This window comes from Pseudomonas nitroreducens TX1 (assembly GCF_000313755.1).
Taxonomy (GTDB): domain Bacteria; phylum Pseudomonadota; class Gammaproteobacteria; order Pseudomonadales; family Pseudomonadaceae; genus Pseudomonas; species Pseudomonas nitroreducens_A.
The window spans coordinates 84,924-102,823 of record NZ_AMZB01000079.1 but is presented as its reverse complement, the minus strand read 5'-3'; the positions used below and the strand labels follow the sequence as shown (position 1 = coordinate 102,823).

14 protein-coding genes are annotated in these 17,900 nt (G+C 64.8%); 2 read left to right on the top strand and 12 right to left on the bottom strand.

Annotated elements, in window-relative coordinates; all coding sequences use genetic code 11:
* A partial coding sequence (locus C167_RS0104800) for a HAMP domain-containing protein (protein WP_017517122.1) occupies positions 1-1,290 on the bottom strand: 1,290 nt, incomplete at its 3' end.
* A gap of 292 nt (positions 1,291-1,582) precedes the next feature.
* Between C167_RS0104800 and C167_RS0104795 the strand changes: the two genes are divergently transcribed.
* Positions 1,583-2,902: a Na+/H+ antiporter family protein gene (locus tag C167_RS0104795; RefSeq protein WP_017517121.1), complete on the top strand. Its 1,320-nt coding sequence runs from the start codon at positions 1,583-1,585 to the stop codon at positions 2,900-2,902.
* Positions 2,903-2,994: 92 nt separating this feature from the next.
* Positions 2,995-4,062 carry an AI-2E family transporter gene (locus C167_RS0104790; protein ID WP_017517120.1) on the top strand — a complete coding sequence of 356 codons (1,068 nt, stop codon included), beginning with the start codon at positions 2,995-2,997 and terminating at the stop codon, positions 4,060-4,062.
* Positions 4,063-4,170: 108 nt separating this feature from the next.
* On the opposite strand, the gene nuoN is transcribed toward C167_RS0104790, so the two are convergent.
* The 11 genes from nuoN to nuoC form a co-directional block, all read right to left on the bottom strand.
* Positions 4,171-5,634 carry an NADH-quinone oxidoreductase subunit NuoN gene (gene nuoN / locus C167_RS0104785; protein ID WP_017517119.1) on the bottom strand — a complete coding sequence of 488 codons (1,464 nt, stop codon included), beginning with the start codon at positions 5,632-5,634 and terminating at the stop codon, positions 4,171-4,173.
* A gap of 7 nt (positions 5,635-5,641) precedes the next feature.
* The gene (gene nuoM, locus C167_RS0104780) at positions 5,642-7,171 is read right to left on the bottom strand and encodes an NADH-quinone oxidoreductase subunit M (RefSeq protein ID WP_017517118.1); all 1,530 of its coding nucleotides are present in this window, start codon (positions 7,169-7,171) and stop codon (positions 5,642-5,644) included.
* A 28-nt stretch (positions 7,172-7,199) separates the two neighbouring features.
* Positions 7,200-9,047 (bottom strand): NADH-quinone oxidoreductase subunit L, encoded by a 1,848-nt coding sequence (gene nuoL, locus C167_RS0104775; protein ID WP_017517117.1) that lies wholly within the window; start codon positions 9,045-9,047, stop codon positions 7,200-7,202.
* On the bottom strand, positions 9,044-9,352 hold the full coding sequence (gene nuoK, locus C167_RS0104770) for an NADH-quinone oxidoreductase subunit NuoK (RefSeq protein WP_017517116.1): 309 nt from the start codon (positions 9,350-9,352) through the stop codon (positions 9,044-9,046). Before nuoK ends, nuoL begins: the two co-directional genes overlap by 4 nt.
* A gap of 4 nt (positions 9,353-9,356) precedes the next feature.
* Entirely contained in the window at positions 9,357-9,857 is a 501-nt protein-coding gene (gene nuoJ / locus C167_RS0104765) for an NADH-quinone oxidoreductase subunit J (RefSeq protein WP_017517115.1), read from the bottom strand.
* A gap of 11 nt (positions 9,858-9,868) precedes the next feature.
* On the bottom strand, positions 9,869-10,417 hold the full coding sequence (gene nuoI / locus C167_RS0104760; RefSeq protein ID WP_015477483.1) for an NADH-quinone oxidoreductase subunit NuoI: 549 nt from the start codon (positions 10,415-10,417) through the stop codon (positions 9,869-9,871).
* An 11-nt stretch (positions 10,418-10,428) separates the two neighbouring features.
* On the bottom strand, positions 10,429-11,418 hold the full coding sequence (gene nuoH, locus C167_RS0104755; protein WP_017517114.1) for an NADH-quinone oxidoreductase subunit NuoH: 990 nt from the start codon (positions 11,416-11,418) through the stop codon (positions 10,429-10,431).
* Positions 11,415-14,129 carry an NADH-quinone oxidoreductase subunit NuoG gene (gene nuoG / locus C167_RS0104750; protein WP_017517113.1) on the bottom strand — a complete coding sequence of 905 codons (2,715 nt, stop codon included), beginning with the start codon at positions 14,127-14,129 and terminating at the stop codon, positions 11,415-11,417. The genes nuoH and nuoG overlap by 4 nt, the downstream gene beginning before the upstream one ends.
* Before the next feature lie 130 nt (positions 14,130-14,259).
* Complete coding sequence (nuoF, locus tag C167_RS0104745; RefSeq protein WP_017517112.1) at positions 14,260-15,609, bottom strand: NADH-quinone oxidoreductase subunit NuoF; 1,350 nt, start codon at positions 15,607-15,609, stop codon at positions 14,260-14,262.
* Positions 15,606-16,106 carry an NADH-quinone oxidoreductase subunit NuoE gene (gene nuoE, locus C167_RS0104740; RefSeq protein WP_200860145.1) on the bottom strand — a complete coding sequence of 167 codons (501 nt, stop codon included), beginning with the start codon at positions 16,104-16,106 and terminating at the stop codon, positions 15,606-15,608. Before nuoE ends, nuoF begins: the two co-directional genes overlap by 4 nt.
* The gene (gene nuoC, locus C167_RS0104735; RefSeq protein ID WP_017517110.1) at positions 16,103-17,884 is read right to left on the bottom strand and encodes an NADH-quinone oxidoreductase subunit C/D; all 1,782 of its coding nucleotides are present in this window, start codon (positions 17,882-17,884) and stop codon (positions 16,103-16,105) included. The genes nuoE and nuoC overlap by 4 nt, the downstream gene beginning before the upstream one ends.
* Positions 17,885-17,900 lie beyond the last annotated feature (16 nt).

The following is a 17,900-nucleotide window of genomic DNA, read 5'->3' as shown; positions in this document are numbered from 1 at the left end:
GTCGAGGAAGCGGTTGAACCAGCCGGCCAGTTCGCCCAGCTCGTCCTTGCCGCTGTAGTCCAGGCGCTTGGTCAGGTCGCCTTCGCCGCTGGCGATATTGCGCAGCATGGCGGCGACGTTGAGGATCGGCCGGGTCACGCCACGGGCGGTCAGCCACATGGCGAACAGGCCGATCAGGATGGCGATCAGACCGAAGCCGAGCTGGTAGGCGGTGCCTTGCGTGCGCTGTTCGTCGAGTTCGTTCTGCAGCTCGATGGCCGGTCCGAGCAGGACATTCTGCGGGACTTCCAGCAGCACGCCCCAGGGCTTGGAGCCGGGGATCGGTTGCAACGGCTCGACCACGCGCAACTGGTCGTCCTGGCGGAACACCTGCTCATGGTTGGCGGCGATGGCCTGCAGCAGCTCGGTGCCCTGGTTGGGATAGACCTCCTGCAGCTTCTTGCTCAGCTTGCTGGCGTCTGCGCTGTGGCCGGCGAGCAGGCCCGCGGCGCTGACGATGCTCACGCGGCCCTGGCCGTCGTACAGCTCCCGGCTGCCCTCGACGCTGATCTCCTGCAGTTTCTCCATGCTGATGTCCAGGCCCATGACGCCGATGACCTTGCCGTCCAGCTCCAACGGGAAGGCGATGCTGGTCATGAGCATCTTCTTCTTGCCCACTTCGTCGAAGTACGGGTCGAGCACGCAGGGCTGACCGGTGGTCTTGGGGCAGGTGAACCAGGCGTTGTAAGCGCTGCCGCTCGGGCCGGGGCTGGTGTCCTGCAGCAGCGACTCGGCCATGGCTTCGGATTCCAGGTGGCCCGGCGTGGCCTGGGACCAGTAGATGGAGAAGCGCCCCGCGTCGTTGCTGCCCAGCTCGCCCTGGCCGGCGAAGAGCTTGTCCTTGCCGTCCAGCGCATCGGGTTCGAAGGCGACATAGAGGCCCAGCAGTTCCGGGTTGCCTTCCAGCGCCGTCTTCACCTGGCGGGTCAGGTCTTCGCGCAGGTCATAGGCGTCGAGGAAGCGCTTCTGCGCCTGGTCGCGCAGGAACAGCACCTGCCGCGAGAAGCCCTTGCCATACTGGTAGGCATCCATGATGTAGCGCTGGATGCGCATGGCCTGGACTTCACCGCGGGATTGCAGTCGCGCCTTGGCCGCGTCATCGAGCATTTCGGTGCTCGATTGCTTGACCAGTGCGGTGCTGTGTTGGGTGCGGTAGACGGACAGACCGGAAAGCAGCGAGACGACGCCGAGCAGGCAGAGCCCGGCGAGCAACGTGATCTTCCACTGGATGGAGAGACGGCGCAGCAACATGGAGAGGGGTCCTTGTTTTAACGAAACCTCGGGAATGCCCGGTATATCGGCTTTTCCCGCATCTTCTTGACCCGTGACGGGGCGAATCGCCAGAAAACAGGCGATTCTGGCGTACCGTTATGACGGCCGGCGACTTTCAGGCAAAAAGCGTGCGCACTTCGGTGAAAATCCCGCCAGCCAATGGCCGAAACGTCCTGATTCGACACGGGTTTTGACACCTCGCCGAGTGTTTGGCAGAGTGCGCGCCTTTTGTCCGCGCCCTGCGCGGCGATCCGTGAGAGGAGTGACAAAGATGAATGCGGTGCTGATCGCCATTGGCCTGATGCTGGTGCTGAGCCTGTGTCGCGTGCATGTGGTGGTCGCACTGATCGCCGGCGCGGTGGCCGGTGGTTTGCTGGGCGGCCTGGGCATGGACGGCACGCTCAAGGCATTCAACGAAGGATTGGGGGCCGGTGCGACGGTGGCGCTGTCCTACGCCATGCTCGGCGCCTTCGCCGTGGCCATTGCGCGCTCCGGAATGGCGCATGCGTTGGCCGATCGCGCACTGGCGATGCTCGGCCGCCACGAGGCGAACGGTTCCAGTGCCTTCAAGTGGATGATGATTGCGCTGCTGCTGGTGGTGGCGATCTCCTCGCAGAACATCCTGCCGATCCACATCGCTTTCATTCCGTTGCTGGTGCCGCCGTTGCTCTACGTGCTGACGCGCCTGCAGATCGACCGTCGGCTGATCGCCTGCGTCATCACCTTCGGCCTGATCACGCCCTACATGTTCCTGCCCGTGGGTTTCGGCAACATCTTCCTGAACCAGATCCTACTGGCTAACGTGCAACGCGCAGGCGTGGACGTCAGCGGCATCAATGTCACCCACGCCATGCTGATTCCAGCGCTGGGGATGGTCTGCGGCCTGCTGGTCGCGGTTCTGTTCAGCTACCGTCGCAAGCGTGTCTACGATCTGGAGCGCATCGAACAGGCCGAGCGGGTCGATACGCCCTACAGCAGGATGAGCCTGGTGGTGGCAGGCGTCGCGGTCGCGTCGGCCTTTGCCGTGCAACTGCTGCTGGACTCGATGATCCTCGGTGCGCTGGTGGGCTTCCTGGTGTTCTCGCTGTCCGGCGTGGTGCGCTGGAAGGAAGCGGACGACCTGTTCACCGAGGGCATGAAGATGATGGCCATGATCGGCTTCATCATGATCGCCGCCCAGGGGTTCGCCGCGGTGATGACCGCCACCGGGCAGGTCGCGAGCCTGGTGGACAGCGCCGCCGGCTGGATCGGCAGCAGCAAGGCGCTGGGCGCCTTCATGATGCTGCTGGTGGGCCTGCTGGTGACCATGGGCATCGGCTCGTCCTTCTCCACGGTGCCGATCATCGCTGCGATCTTCGTGCCGCTGGCGGTGCACCTGGGATTCAGTCCGCTGGCCATTGTCAGCATCGTCGGCACAGCCGGAGCATTGGGTGACGCCGGCTCGCCGGCATCGGACTCCACTCTCGGTCCGACCTCCGGCCTGAACGTGGACGGCCAGCACAACCACATCTGGGATACCGTAGTGCCCACCTTCCTGCACTACAACCTGCCGCTGCTGGCGTTCGGCTGGGTGGCGGCCATGGTGCTTTAGTCCACCTGAGCGCAGGGAGCGCGCTGCGAAAGTTGCACTCGGCAGGCCAACTGCTGACTAATGAGCTGGTTTAACCTTTCACGGACCCGCTCATGTTCGAATCGAAACTGGAATACCGGACATTCCTCGCCCTGCTGCTGGTGGTGACGCTCGCCTTCGGCTGGATCCTGCTGCCGTTCTACGGGGCGGTCTTCTGGGGCACCATCCTGGCGATCATCTTCGCTCCGCTGCAACGCCGCCTGAGGACGAAGCTCAACGGGCGCAACAACCTCGCCGCGCTGATTTCCCTCGGCGTGTGCTTCCTGATCGTGATCCTGCCGGTGACCTTCATCGCCGGGGCGCTGGTGCAGGAGGGAGCGACGGTCTACCAGCGACTGAAGTCGGGTGAGCTGAATTTCATCGTGTACTACCAGCAGGCCGTCGCTGCGCTGCCGGCATGGGCGCATCAGCTGCTGGAGCGCTTCGACCTGGCGGACCTTTCCAGCCTGCAGGAAAAACTCTCGACGGGGGCGATGCAGGCCAGCCAACTGGTGGCGACCAAGGCCTTCAGCATCGGCCAGAATACTTTCGAGTTCGTCATCAGCTTCGGCATCATGCTCTACCTGTTGTTCTTCCTCCTGCGCGACGGCCCGGCGCTGGGGCGCCGGATCAAGCAGGCGGTGCCGCTGAGTGCGGAGCACAAGCAGCACCTGTTCACCAAGTTCACTACGGTGATCCGTGCCACGGTGAAGGGCAACATCGCCGTCGCCGCGACCCAGGGAGCGCTCGGCGGGCTGATCTTCTGGTTCCTCGGCATCCAGGGTTCGCTGTTGTGGGGCACGCTGATGGCCTTCCTTTCGCTGCTGCCAGCGATCGGCGCGGGGCTGATCTGGGTGCCGGTGGCGGCTTATTTCCTGCTCACCGGAGCGATCTGGCAGGGCGTGGTGCTGACACTGTTCTGCGTGGTGGTGATCGGCCTGGTGGACAACATCCTGCGCCCGATCCTTGTGGGCAAGGACACCAAGATGCCCGACTACGTGGTGCTGATCTCAACCCTCGGCGGCATGTCGCTGTTCGGTCTCAACGGCTTCGTCATCGGCCCGCTGATCGCGGCGCTGTTCATGGCGTCGTGGGACCTGTTCACCGGGCGCGAAGGCGAAGCACCCAAGGCAGCGGAGTAGGGTAGGAGAGTAGGGCGGATAACGCTGGCGCGTTATGCGCCCTACGAAAGCTCAATTGCGTCCAATAAAAAACCCCGCCGAAGCGGGGTTTTTCATTGCCTGTCGAGCTTAGCCGGCGACGGCTACCAGGCCGCTGTGCTGGAGGAGGTCCAGCAGCGGTTGCGGGTAGACACCGAGGAAGAAGGCGAGCAGGGCGATGGCCACCAGCATGATGCCGCCGGCGCGCTGAGCCCAGTCCAGGGGCGCGTCGTGGCGCTTCATGTTCGGCTCGACCAGGAACATGGTCACCATGACGCGCAGGTAGTAGAACAGGCCGATGGCGCTGCCCAGGACCAGGGCGCCGACCAGCCACCAGTGCTGCGACTCGACGCCGGTGGCGACGATGTAGAACTTGCCGATGAAGCCGGCGGTCAGCGGAATGCCGGCCAGGGACAGCATCATCACCGTCATCACTGCGGTCAACACCGGACGGCGCCAGAACAGGCCGCGGTACTCGAACAGCGCGTCGGCGTCGCGGCCGCTGTACGGGGTGGACATCAGGGTGACCACGCCGAAGGCGCCCAGGGTGGTGACGACGTAGGTGGTCAGGTACACGCCGACCGCTTCCACGGCCAAGCCCTTGCTCGCCACCAGGGCGATCAGCAGGTAGCCGAAGTGGGCGATGGAGGAGTAGCCCAGCAGGCGCTTGATGTTGCTCTGGGTCAGCGCCAGCAGGTTACCGATCAGGATCGAGGCGATGGCGATGACCGCGATGGCGTCATGCAGCAGGCCGTTGTTCAGGGCCGCCGGAGCGATCTGGAACAGGCGCAGCAGCACGGCGAACACAGCGACTTTGGCAGTGGTGGCCAGGAAGGTGGCGACCGGGGCCGGCGCGCCTTCATAGACGTCCGGGGTCCACAGGTGGAACGGTGCCAGGGACAGCTTGAAGCCCAGGCCGACGACCATCATGCCGACGCCGATGGCCAGCAGCGGGCCATGGCTGGTGCCTTCGGCCAGGGATGCACCGATGGCAGCGAAGCCCAGGTTGCCGGACTCGGCGTAGAGCAGGGCCATGCCGAAGAGCAGGAACGCGGAGCCGGCGGCGGACAGGACGGTGTACTTGATGCCCGCTTCCAGGGTGCGCTTGTTGAAGAAGGCGTAGGCCACCATGCCGTAGACCGGCACCGACAGCAGTTCCAGGCCGATGAACAGGCCGGCCAGGTTCTGCGCGCTGACCAGTACCAGGCCGCCTGCGGTGGAGAGCAGGAGCAGCAGGTACAGTTCCTCGCGGTTGCCCGGGAAGCTTTCCATGTAGGCATGGGCGAGGGTGGTGCAGGCCAGGGCGCCGATCAGGATCAGGGCCATGTAGAAGCAGGCGAAGTTGTCGATCACCATGAGCGGGGTGACTTCGATCGGGGTGACGTTCAGCACCGGGATGATCGACAGCAGGGCCAGGTTCAGACCGATCACCGAGAGGGTGGCGGTCATCGAGTGGTTACGCTTCCAGGCTACCGCGAGCATCACCACCACCAGGGTGGCGCTGGTGATGAGCAGTGGCAGGAGCGCGATGAAGTGTTGAATCGTGAAGGTCATTTCGCGCTTACCGTGCTGCCAGAGTGGAGAGGGCGGCACCCAGCCATTGCTGGACGCCGTGCATGGTTGCCGCGGAGGTGTCGAGGACCGGCTGCGGGTAGACGCCGAGCACGATCAGCAGCACCGCCAGGCCGAGCACCATGAGCAGTTCGCGGGCGTTCAGGCCGGCGATGGCAGTGTCGGACTTGGCCGGGCCGAAGTAGGCGCGGTGGATCATGATCAGCGAGTAGACCGAGCCGAACACCAGGCCGAAGGTGGCGATCACGGTGATCACCGGAACGACCTTGAAACTGCCCAGCAGGATCAGGAACTCACCGACGAAGTTGCCGGTGCCCGGCAGACCCAGCGACGCTGTGGCGAAGAACAGGGCCACGGCCGGCAGGTACGGGATGCGCGACCACAGGCCGCCCATCTTGCGCATGTCACGGGTGTGCAGGCGCTCGTACAGCTGACCGCAGAGGATGAACAGCGCGGCGGCGGAGAGGCCGTGGGCGATCATCTGCACGACCACGCCCTGCAGCGCCTGCGGGCTGCCGGAGTAGATGCCGATCATCACGAAGCCCATGTGCGACACGGAGGAGTAGGCCACCAGGCGCTTGATGTCGGTCTGCGCGAACGACAGGAAGGCGCCGTAGAAGATGCCGATCAGGCCCAGGGTCATGGCGATCGGGGCGAACTCGGCCGAGGCGTTGGGGAACAGCGGCAGGGCGAAGCGGATCAAGCCATAGGCGGCAGTCTTCAGCAGGATGCCGGCCAGGTCCACGGAACCGGCGGTCGGCGCCTGGGCGTGGGCGTCCGGCAGCCAGGAGTGCACCGGTACCACCGGCATCTTCACCGCGAAGGCGACGAAGAAGCCGAGCATCAGGATCCACTCGGTGTGCGGCGGCAGCTGGGTCTTGAGCAGGTCGGCGTAATTGAAGGTCAGTACGCCGGTGCTGTTGTAGTGCACGAACACCAGGCCCAGGATCGCCACCAGCATCACCAGGCCGCTGGCCTGGGTGAAGATGAAGAACTTGGTAGCGGCATAGATGCGGGTCTTCTTGCCATCGTCCGAGCTATGACCCCAGAGCGCGATGAGGAAGTACATCGGCACCAGCATCATTTCCCAGAAGAAGAAGAACAGGAACAGGTCGACGGCGAGGAACACGCCGATCACGCCGCCCAGGATCCACAGCAGGTTCAGGTGGAAGAAGCCGATGCGGCGCTGGATCTCGTTCCACGAGCAGAGGACGGACAGCACGCCGAGCAGGCCGGTCAGCGCAACCATCAGCAGGGACAGGCCGTCCATTGCCAGGTGGAAGCTGATGCCGAAACGCTCGATCCAGGACAGCTTGAATTCCAGTGTCCACTGCGGCTCGCCACCCGGTGCCGGGGCCAGCTGGAAGTCGCCGGTGTGCCACACCCACAGGCTGAGCGCCAGGGTGAGGACCATCGATCCCAGGGCGACCCAGCGGGGCAGGGTCTTGCTGGTGTATTCGGCGATCCAGCAAAGGAAGCCGCCGATGAAGGGGATCAGGATTAGCCAGGGCAGAATCATGTCGGGCTCAATCTCTTTCGTGAATTCATTAAGCCAGCAGCAGCGCGCCGAGGAGCAGCGCGGCGCCGCCCACCAGGGACGCGGCGTACCAACGCAGGCGGCCGTTCTCGGTGAGGCTGAGGAGTTTGTTGCCACCGCGGGCGGTGAGCGGGACCAGGACCAGGGTCTTGTCGATCGGGTCCGCGGCCAGCAGGCGGCAGATCAGCAGGTAGGGTTTCACGAACAGCTTGTCGTACAGCCAGTCGAAGCCCCAGGCGTGGAACCACCAGGTGCCGAGGAAGCGGCCCGGTGCGCTCTGGGCGACGGCGCTGACGAAGCGGCGCTTGCCGAGGAACAGCAGGCCCGCCAGCAGGATACCGGCAATGGCGATGGCGCCCGAGGCGATCTCCAGGCTGTGCTTGGCTTCACCACCGGCGTGACCGGCGCTTTCCGGCAGGACGCCGGCCAGCGGCGGGGTGATCAGCGCGCCGACGAAGGTGGAGAGCACGATCAGGACACCCAGCGGCAGCCAGTGGCTGATGCCATGGCCGGCGTGCGCTTCGGTCTTCGCTTCGCCGTGGAAGGCGATGAAGATCAGGCGGAAGGTGTACAGCGAGGTCATGAAGGCACCGACGAGCCCTGCGATCAGCAGGTTCGGGTGACCACTGGCGAAGGCTTCCCAGAGGATCTCGTCCTTGGAGTAGAAGCCTGCGGTCAGGAAGGGTAGGGCGGCCAGGGCCGCGCCACCGACCACGAAGCTCGCGTAGGCCAGCGGCAGCTTCTTCCACAGGCCACCCATCTTGAAGATGTTCTGCTCATGGTGGCAGGCGACGATCACCGCACCCGAAGCAAGGAACAGCAGGGCCTTGAAGAAGGCGTGGGTCATCAGGTGGAAGATCGCACCACCCCAGGCGCCGACGCCCAGGGCCAGGAACATGTAGCCGATCTGGCTCATGGTCGAGTAGGCGAGGATGCGCTTGATGTCGGTCTGCACCAGGGCGGCGAAGCCGGCCAGCACCAGGGTCACGGCGCCGACGATGCCGACCAGCTCCAGGACGTTGGGCGCCAGCTCGAACAGGCCGTGGCAGCGGGCGATCAGGTAGACGCCCGCGGTGACCATGGTGGCGGCGTGGATAAGCGCGGAGACCGGAGTCGGACCGGCCATCGCGTCGGCCAGCCAGGTCTGCAGCGGCAGCTGCGCGGACTTGCCGACGGCGCCGCCGAGCAGCATCAGGGTCGCCAGGTTGATCCACAGGTCGCCCTTGGCGAAGTGTTGCGGAGCCAGGACCAGCAGTTCCTGGATGTTCAGCGTGCCCAGGTGCTGGAACAGGATGAACATGCCGATGGCGAAGAAAACGTCACCCACGCGGGTCACGATGAACGCCTTGAGGGCCGCGTTGCCGTTGGGTACGTGGTTGTAATAGAAACCGATCAGCAGGTAGGAGCAGAGGCCCACGCCTTCCCAGCCGAAGTACATGAACAACAGGTTATCGCCCAGCACCAGGAACAGCATGCTGGCGATGAACAGGTTGGTGTACGCGAAGAACCGCGAGTAGCCGGTCTCGCCGCGCATGTACCAGGAGGCGAACAGGTGGATCAGGAAGCCGACGCCGGTAACCACGCCGAGCATGGTGACCGACAGGCCGTCCAGGTACAGGGTGAAGTTGGTCTTGAAATCGCCAACGCTCATCCATTGCCACAGCACCAGGCTGTAGGCGCCACCTTCGGGCGGGTTGCTGTGGAAGCTCCAGATCGCCCAGAAGGCGGAGAGGGCCGCCAGGCCCACGGAGCCGACACCGACCAGTGCCGAGAGATTTTCCGACCACTTGCCGCGCGAGAACGAGAGCAGCAGGAAGCCGACCAGGGGGAACAGGAAAGTAAGGGGCAGCAGGTTCATCCGCGCATCTCGCTGGCAGCGTCGATATCGAGGGTATGGAAGCGGCGATACAGCTGGAGCAGGATCGCCAGGCCAATGCTGGCCTCGGCCGCAGCCAGGCTGAGCACCAGGATGAACATCACCTGGCCGTCAGGCTGGCCCCAGCGGGCGCCACCGACCACGAAGGCCAGCGCGGCGGCGTTCATCATCACTTCCAGGCTCATCAGTACGAACAGGATGTTGCGTCGTACCATCAGGCCCACCAGGCCGAAGCAGAACAGCACACCGGCAAGCGCCAGTCCGTGTTCGAGAGGGATTGCATTCATGGTGTTAGTCCTTCGCTTCGTGGCGGCCGAGGTGGTAGGCGGCGACCAGTGCCGCCAGCAGCAGCATCGAGGCCAGTTCGACGACCAGCAGGTACGGGCCGAACAGGCTGATGCCCACGGCCTTGGCGTCCACGGTGGTGTGGCCGATGCCGATACCGCTGGGCGTGCGCGAGAGCATCCACAGCAGTTCGACCAGCAGCACGGCGGCCAGCGCGCCGGGGCCGATCCAGACGCCGGGCTTGAGCCACTTGCGCTCCTGCTCGGCAATCGCCGGGCCGAGGTTGAGCATCATCACCACGAAGACGAACAGCACCATGATCGCGCCGGCGTAGACGATGATTTCCAGGGCACCGGCGAACGGGGCGCCGAGGCTGAAGAAGGTCATCGATACCGCGAGCAGCGAAATGATGAGGTAGAGCAGGGCATGCACCGGGTTGCTGTTGGTGATGACCCGGAAGGTTGCCAGCACGGCGACGCCGGCGGCGAAGTAGAAAGCGAATTCCACGCGACGTCTCCTTACGGCAGCAGGCTCTTGACGTTGATCGGTTCGGCTTCGTTCTGCGCGGCGCCTTTCGGCTTGCCGGCAATCGCCATGCCCGCAACGCGGTAGAAGTTGTAGTCCGGGTTCTTGCCGGGGCCGGAGATCAGCAGGTCTTCCTTCTCGTAGACCAGGTCCTGGCGCTTGAACTCGCCCATCTCGAAATCCGGGGTCAGCTGGATCGCGGTGGTCGGGCAGGCTTCTTCGCACAGGCCGCAGAAGATGCAGCGGGAGAAGTTGATGCGGAAGAACTCGGGGTACCAGCGACCGTCGTCGGTCTCGGCCTTCTGCAGGGAGATGCAGCCCACCGGGCAGGCCACGGCGCACAGGTTGCATGCCACGCAGCGCTCTTCGCCGTCGGGGTCGCGGGTGAGCACGATGCGGCCACGGTAGCGCGGCGGCAGGTACACGGGCTCTTCCGGGTACTGCAGGGTGTCGCGCTTGCGGAAGGCGTGACCGAAGATCATCACCAGGCTGCGCAGCTGGGTGTAGGTGCCGTGCACCACGTCGAAAATGTACTTGATCATGGTCCTACTCCTTACTGGCTGGCCAGCACGACAGCGCCGGTCACCAGCAGGTTGATCAGGGTCAGCGGGAGGCAGAACTTCCAGCTGAAGGCCATCACCTGGTCATAGCGCGGGCGTGGGATGGAGGCCCGCAGCAAAATGAACATCATGATGAAGAAGCCGGTTTTCAGGGCGAACCAGATGAACGGGATCTGCGGCAGGATGCCGAAGGGGCCGTGCCAGCCGCCGAAGAACAGGGTCGCCAGCAGCGCGGACACCAGCACGATGCCGATGTACTCGCCGACGAAGAACATGCCCCATTTCATGCCGGCGTACTCGATGTGGTAACCGTCGGCCAGTTCCTGCTCGGCTTCGGGCTGGTCGAACGGGTGACGGTGGGTCACAGCGACGCCGGCGACGAAGAAGGTCATGAAGCCGAAGAACTGCGGGATGATGAACCACATGTGTTCGGCCTGGTAATCGACGATGTCGCGCAGGCTGAACGAACCGACCTGGGCCACGATGCCCATCAGCGACAGGGCCAGGAACACCTCGTAGGAGATGGTCTGGGCCGAGGCGCGCAGGCTGCCGAGCAGGGCGAACTTGTTGTTGCTCGACCAGCCGGCGAACAGCACCGCGTAAACGGTCAGGCCGGCCATGGCGAAGAAGAACAGGATGCCGATGTTCAGGTCCGCCACGCCCCAGGTCGGGGTGATCGGGATGACGACGAAGGCGACCAGCAGCGCGCCCATGGCGATCATGGGGGCGAGGGTGAAGATCATCTTGTCGGCGAACGGCGGGGTCCAGTCTTCCTTGAAGAACATCTTCAGCATGTCGGCGCCGAGCTGGAAGGCACCGAAGGGGCCGACCCGGTTCGGACCGTAGCGGTCCTGCCAGAGGCCGAGCAGACGACGCTCGACCCAGCTGAGCAGCGCGCCGCAGACGACCACGGCGAGCAGGATGACGATGGCCTTGATGACCTCGATCAGGATGTCGACGATGGCAGGTGTCAGCCAACTCATTGCGCAGCCTCCTGCAGACCTTCAGCGACAGCGCCGATGACGCCGGCGGGGATGCCTTGCAGACCGACCGGCAGTGCGACCAGGCCAGCGCCGAGCTCTTCGCTCACACGCAGCGGCAGGCGCAGTTCCTGGCCCTTGACGGTCAGGCGGATGATCGCGCCTTCGTTGACGCCCAGGCGGTCCGCCTCGGCTTTTGCCAGGGTGACGTAGGTCTGCGGGATGCGCTCCTGTACCGGGGCGGCTTTCGAGGAGTTCTCCTCGCTGCCGAACAGGTGATAGAAGGGCACCACCTTGAACTGGCTTGCAGCGGTGTGGAACGGCGCGGGAATCTCGCTGAACCACAGGGCTTCGCCCTTGGCCTCGATCAGGCGCACGCCCGGATCGCCAGCACGCAGGTGACCACCGACTTCGTCCTGGAACTTGTTCCAGGCCTGCGGCGAGTTCCAGCCCGGGGACCAGGCGAACGGAATCTGCTGACGCGGTTCGGCGCTGCCGGCGTAGCCTTCCATGGAGAAGGCGAACGCGGAGTCGATGTCCTGCGGCTGACGCGGCTCGCTGACATTGATGTTGGCGCGCATGGCGGTACGGCCGGAGTAGCGGTGCGGCTCGCGCGCCAGTTTCAGGCCCTTGATGCGGAACGCGGCGTTCGGCGCGGCTTCGCGGATGCCGGCCAGTTGCGGCTTGGCAGCGACGACGGCGTCGATGACGTGGTCCAGCTGGGTCCAGTCGACACGCTTGCCTTCGAGGGTGCTGTGCAGGGCGTGCAGCCAGCGCCAGCCTTCGCGGACCAGGTTGTCGGCGTTGTAGTAGGTCGGGTCAAAGACCTGGAAGAAGCGCTGGGCGCGGCCTTCCTGGCTGACCAGGGTGCCGTCGCCCTCGGCAAAGCTGGCGGCCGGCAGCAGGACGGTGGCCTTGGCGCTGGTGGCGGTCTGCTGATGATCGGCGACGACGACGATCTTCGCAGCGGCCAATGCAGCATCGACAGCGGCAGCGTCGGCGCGGCGGTACAGGTCGTTCTCCAGGATCACCACGGCATCGGCGGCGCCGGAGGTCAGCTGTTCCAGGGCTTTCTCGACGGACTCACCGCCGAAGAGGGCCAGCCCCAGGCTGTTGGCTTCCGGAACCACCAGGCTCAGGGAGCCATTCTTCTCGCGGTTCTTCAACGCGCTGGCGATGTTGGTGGCGGCTTCGATCAGGGCGTTGCTGCCCAGCGAGGTGCCGGAGATGACCAGCGGACGCTTGGCGGCGACCAAAGCATCGGCGATGCGCTGGGCGAGCGCAGCGGCTTCGGCATCGAGGTCGGAGACGGCCGGGGCGCTCGGGTCGATGGCATGGGCCACGGCGAAGCCCAGGCGAGCCAGGTCTTCGGTAGCGGCGTGCACGCACTCGGCGGCCACGTCGTCCAGGCGGGTTTCATCCAGGCTGGCGATGAACAGCGGGTTCATCTCGTGCTGGGCGATGGTCTTCACCGCGGCGTCGAGCCACGGCTGGATCTTCATCGCGGCGGCCATGTCCTCGCCCTTGCCTTTTACCGACTGGCGCAGGGCCAGGGCGATACGGGCAGCGGTCTGGGTCAGGTCTTCGCCGAGCACGAATACCGCGTCGTGGTCTTCCATGTCACGGATGGTCGGCACCAGCAGCGGGCCGTCCTGCATGACTTTCAGCACCAACTGCAGGCGTTGCAGTTCGTCAGCGGAGATGCCGCTGTAGAAGTTCTGCGCGCCGACCAGTTCGGCCAGGGCGTAGTTGCTTTCCAGGCTGGCGCGCGGCGAACCGATACCGATGACCTTGCGGCCCTTGAGCAGGGCTGCGGTCTGGTCAAGGGCGCCGTCCAGCGAAAGCTTCTGCTTGCTCAGCATCAGTTGCGGCTGACGCGGGCGGTCTTCGCGGTTGACGTAGCCGTAGCCGAAGCGGCCGCGGTCGCACAGGAAGTAGTGGTTCACCGAGCCGTTGTAGCGGTTCTCGATGCGGCGGATTTCACCGTAACGCTCGCCGGGGCTGATGTTGCAGCCGCTGGAGCAGCCATGGCAGATGCTCGGGGCGAACTGCATGTCCCACTTGCGGTTGTAGCGCTCGGAGTGGGTCTTGTCGGTGAACACGCCGGTTGGGCAGACCTCGGTCAGGTTGCCGGAGAACTCGCTCTCCAGTACACCGTCCTCGATCCGGCCGAAGTAGACGTTGTCGTGTGCGCCGTAGACGCCAAGGTCGGTGCCGCCGGCATAGTCCTTGTAGTAACGGACGCAGCGGTAGCAGGCGATGCAGCGGTTCATCTCGTGGGCGATGAACGGGCCGAGCTCCTGGTTCTGGTGGGTGCGCTTGGTGAAGCGGTACCGGCGCTGGTTGTGGCCGGTCATCACCGTCATGTCCTGCAGGTGGCAGTGACCGCCTTCCTCGCAGACCGGGCAGTCGTGCGGGTGGTTGGTCATCAGCCATTCGACGACGCTGGCGCGGAACTGCTTGGCTTCTTCGTCTTCGATGGAAATCCAGGTGTTGTCGGTGGCGGGAGTCATGCAGGACATGACGAGACGACCGCGTTTGTCATTCTCGTCGGTGTACTGCTTGACCGCACACTGGCGGCATGCGCCGACGCTTCCGAGCGCCGGGTGCCAGCAGAAGTAGGGGATGTCGAGACCGAGGGAGAGGCAGGCCTGCAACAGGTTGTCCGCTCCGTCGACTTCTAACGTCTTGCCGTCTACGTGGATCGTGGCCATGGGTCTAAGTCTTCGTTGGCCCGTTGTCAGCGGGCGTGGCTAATAGAAATCACGGTTTCATCGGGCCGTCGGCACGCCGCGGCACTACAACGAAACAACGCCGGGCGACTTCCGCCCGGCGAACAAAGCATCAAGCGCCGACGGTCTGCGGTGCTTGTACGGCCTGAGCCTGGCGGGAAATGCCCGCTTCGAACTCGGGACGGAAATACTTCAGTGCGCTGCCCAGCGGCTCGACGGCACCCGGTGCGTGGGCACAGAAGGTCTTGCCTGGGCCGAGGAAGTTGACGAGCTGCTCGAGGGTTTCCAGGTCGCCCTGGGCGCCTTCGCCTTTCTCCAGCGCGCGCAGGACCTTCACGCTCCACGGCAGGCCGTCACGGCACGGAGTGCACCAGCCGCACGATTCGCGAGCGAAGAACTCTTCCATGTTGCGCAGCAGGGAAACCATATTGACGCTGTCGTCCACCGCCATGGCGAGACCGGTCCCCATACGGGTGCCAACCTTGGCGACGCCGCCGGCGTAGAACAGTGCGTCCAGGTGTTCCGGCAGGAGGAAGCCGGTACCGGCGCCGCCCGGCTGCCAGGCCTTGAGCTTGTAGCCATCGCGCATGCCGCCGGCGTAGTCCTCGAACAGCTCGCGGGCCGGAAGACCGAAGGGCAGCTCCCAGATGCCGGGGTTCTTCACCTTGCCGGAGAAGCCCATGAGCTTGGTGCCCATGTCTTCGCTGCCCGGACGGGCGAGGCCCTTGTACCAGTCGACGCCGTGCTCGACGATCGCCGGCACGTTGCACAGGGTCTCGACGTTGTTCACGCAGGTCGGCTTGCCCCAGACGCCGACGGCGGCGGGGAAGGGCGGCTTGGAGCGCGGGTTGGCGCGGCGGCCTTCCAGCGAGTTGATCAGCGCGGTCTCTTCGCCACAGATGTAGCGGCCGGCGCCGGTGTGCACGAACAGCTCGAAATCGAAGCCGCTGCCGAGGATGTTCTTGCCCAGCAGGCCGGCGGCCTTGGCTTCCTCGATGGCACGGTTCAGGTTGCGAGCGGCGTCGACGTACTCGCCGCGCAGGAAGATGTAGCCGCGGTAGGCCTTGAGCGCGCGCGCGGAGATCAGCATGCCTTCCACCAGCAGGTGCGGCAGCTGCTCCATGAGCATGCGGTCCTTCCAGGTGTTGGGCTCCATCTCGTCCGCGTTGCACAGCAGGTAGCGGATGTTGAGGGATTCGTCCTTGGGCATCAGGCCCCACTTCACACCGGTGGGGAAGCCCGCACCGCCACGGCCCTTGAGGCCGGAGTCCTTGACGGTCTGGACGATGTCGTCGGCGGCCATCTGCGCCAGCGCCTTGCGCGCGGCGGCGTAGCCGTTCTTCGACTGGTATTCCTCCAGCCAGACCGGGGCGCCGTCGTCACGCAGGCGCCAGGTCAGCGGATGGGTTTCGGCCGCGCGCGCGGTGCGGTTGGGCGTACCGTAGGAGGTGAGGCGAGTCATGCGTAGGCCTCCAGCAGTTTGGCGACGCCGTCGGGACGCAGGTCGCCGAAGGTGTCGTCGTCGATCATCATCGCCGGGGCCTTGTCGCAGTTGCCCAGGCAGCACACCGGCAGCAGGGTGAAGCGGCCGTCGGCGGTGGTCTGGCCGAGGCCGATGCCCAGCTGCTTCTGGATCTCGCCGACGACGGACTCATGGCCGCCGATGTAGCAGACCATGCTGTCGCAGACGCGGATGATGTGGCGGCCGACCGGCTGGCGGAAGATCTGGCTATAGAAGGTTGCCACGCCTTCGACGTCGCTGTCCGGGATGCCGAGGATCTCGGCGATGGCCGGGATGGCCCCGTCCGGCACCCAGCCGCGCTGCTTCTGGACGATCTTCAGGGCTTCGATGGACGCCGCACGGGAGTCCTCGTAGTGATGCATCTCGTGCTCGATGGCCGAGTGCTCGGTTTCGCTGAGTTCGAAACGATCAGTCTGGATAAGGGTACTCATGATCAGCGGTCCACGTCGGCCATAACGAAGTCGATACTGCCCAGATAGGCGATCAGGTCGGCAATCATGCTGCCGTTGATCACCGACGGAATCTGCTGCAGGTGCGCGAAGCTGGGCGTCCGGATGCGGGTCCGGTAGCTCATGGTGCTGCCATCGCTCGTCAGGTAGTAGCTATTGATGCCCTTGGTCGCTTCCACCATCTGGAAGGCCTCGTTGGCCGGCATGACCGGGCCCCAGGAAACCTGCAGGAAGTGCGTGATCAGGGTTTCGATGTGCTGCAGCGTGCGCTCTTTGGGCGGCGGCGTGGTCAGCGGGTGGTCGGCCTTGTACGGGCCTTCGGGCATGTTCTTCAGGCACTGCTCGATGATGCGCAGGCTCTGGCGCATCTCGCCCATCTTGACCATGCAGCGGTCGTAGGCGTCGCCGTTGGCCGCCAGCGGTACTTCGAACTCGAAGTTCTCGTAGCCGGAGTAGGGGCGGGCCTTGCGCAGGTCGAAATCACAGCCGGTGGCGCGCAGGCCGGCGCCGGTGGTGCCCCATTCCAGCGCCTCCTTGGTGTTGTACTGAGCAACGCCGATGGTACGGCCACGCAGGATGCTGTTCTTCAGGGCGGCGGTTTCGTACTCGTCCAGGCGCTTGGGCATCCAGTCGAGGAATTCGCGAACCAGCTTGTCCCAGCCGCGAGGCAGGTCGTGGGCGACGCCACCGATGCGGTACCAGGCCGGGTGCAGGCGGAAGCCGGTGATGGCCTCGACGACCTTGTAGGCGCGCTGGCGGTCGGTGAAGGTGAAGAACACCGGGGTCATCGCGCCCACGTCCTGGATGTAAGTGCCCAGGTAGAGAAGGTGGTTCAGGATGCGGAAGAACTCCGACATCATGATGCGGATGACGTCGACGCGCTGCGGCACCTTGATGCCGGCGAGCTTCTCGACCGAGAGCACGTACGGCAGGTTGTTCATCACGCCGCCGAGGTAGTCGATACGGTCGGTGTACGGAATGAAGCTGTGCCAGGACTGACGCTCGGCCATCTTCTCGGCACCACGGTGGTGGTAGCCGATCTCCGGAACGCAGTCGAGGATCTCTTCGCCGTCCAGTTGCAGGATGATGCGGAACGCACCGTGGGCGGAGGGGTGGTTCGGGCCGAGGTTGAGGAACATGAAGTCCTCGTTCTCGCCGTGGCGCTTCATGCCCCAGTCTTCGGGCTTGAAGCGCAGGGCTTCCTGCTCGAGGTCCTGTTTGGCGGCAGACAGCGCGTAGGGATCGAACTCGGTGGCGCGCGCCGGGTAGTCCTTGCGCAGCGGGTGACCTTCCCAGGTCGGCGGCATCAGCATGCGGGTCAGGTGCGGGTGACCGTTGAAGGTGATCCCGTACATGTCCCAGACCTCACGCTCGTACCAGTTGGCGTTCGGCCAGATACGGGTGGCGGTGGGCAGGTTGAGGTCGCCCTCGGACAAGGCCACCTTGATCATCACGTCACTATTACGTTCAAGCGACATCAGGTGGTAGAACACGCTGAAGTCGGCGCCCGGCAGGCCGCGACGGTGGGTGCGCAGGCGCTCGTCGACACCGTGCAGGTCATAGAGCATGACGTACGGCTTGGGCACATTGCGCAGGAAGGTGAGGACGTCGATCAGGCGCTCACGGGCAACCCAGAGCACCGGCATGCCAGTGCGGGTGGCCTGGACGGTGAAGGTCTCGGCGCCAAAGCGGGAATTCAGTTCGACGACGATATCTTGGTCGTCTGCCTTGTAAGGCGGGATGTACAGAGCGGAGTCTGCATTCATAGTCTTTAAGTCACTC

What these genes read in the sequence shown, in the direction of transcription:
- C167_RS0104795 (WP_017517121.1), top strand. Translation starts at nt 1,583, where the DNA reads ATGAATGCGGTGCTGATCGCCATTGGCCTGATGCTGGTGCTGAGCCTG.
- C167_RS0104790 (WP_017517120.1), top strand. Translation starts at nt 2,995, where the DNA reads ATGTTCGAATCGAAACTGGAATACCGGACATTCCTCGCCCTGCTGCTG.
- nuoN (WP_017517119.1), bottom strand. Translation starts at nt 5,634, where the DNA reads ATGACCTTCACGATTCAACACTTCATCGCGCTCCTGCCACTGCTCATC.
- nuoM (WP_017517118.1), bottom strand. Translation starts at nt 7,171, where the DNA reads ATGATTCTGCCCTGGCTAATCCTGATCCCCTTCATCGGCGGCTTCCTT.
- nuoL (WP_017517117.1), bottom strand. Translation starts at nt 9,047, where the DNA reads ATGAACCTGCTGCCCCTTACTTTCCTGTTCCCCCTGGTCGGCTTCCTG.
- nuoK (WP_017517116.1), bottom strand. Translation starts at nt 9,352, where the DNA reads ATGAATGCAATCCCTCTCGAACACGGACTGGCGCTTGCCGGTGTGCTG.
- nuoI (WP_015477483.1), bottom strand. Translation starts at nt 10,417, where the DNA reads ATGATCAAGTACATTTTCGACGTGGTGCACGGCACCTACACCCAGCTG.
- nuoH (WP_017517114.1), bottom strand. Translation starts at nt 11,418, where the DNA reads ATGAGTTGGCTGACACCTGCCATCGTCGACATCCTGATCGAGGTCATC.
- nuoG (WP_017517113.1), bottom strand. Translation starts at nt 14,129, where the DNA reads ATGGCCACGATCCACGTAGACGGCAAGACGTTAGAAGTCGACGGAGCG.
- nuoF (WP_017517112.1), bottom strand. Translation starts at nt 15,609, where the DNA reads ATGACTCGCCTCACCTCCTACGGTACGCCCAACCGCACCGCGCGCGCG.
- nuoC (WP_017517110.1), bottom strand. Translation starts at nt 17,884, where the DNA reads ATGAATGCAGACTCCGCTCTGTACATCCCGCCTTACAAGGCAGACGAC.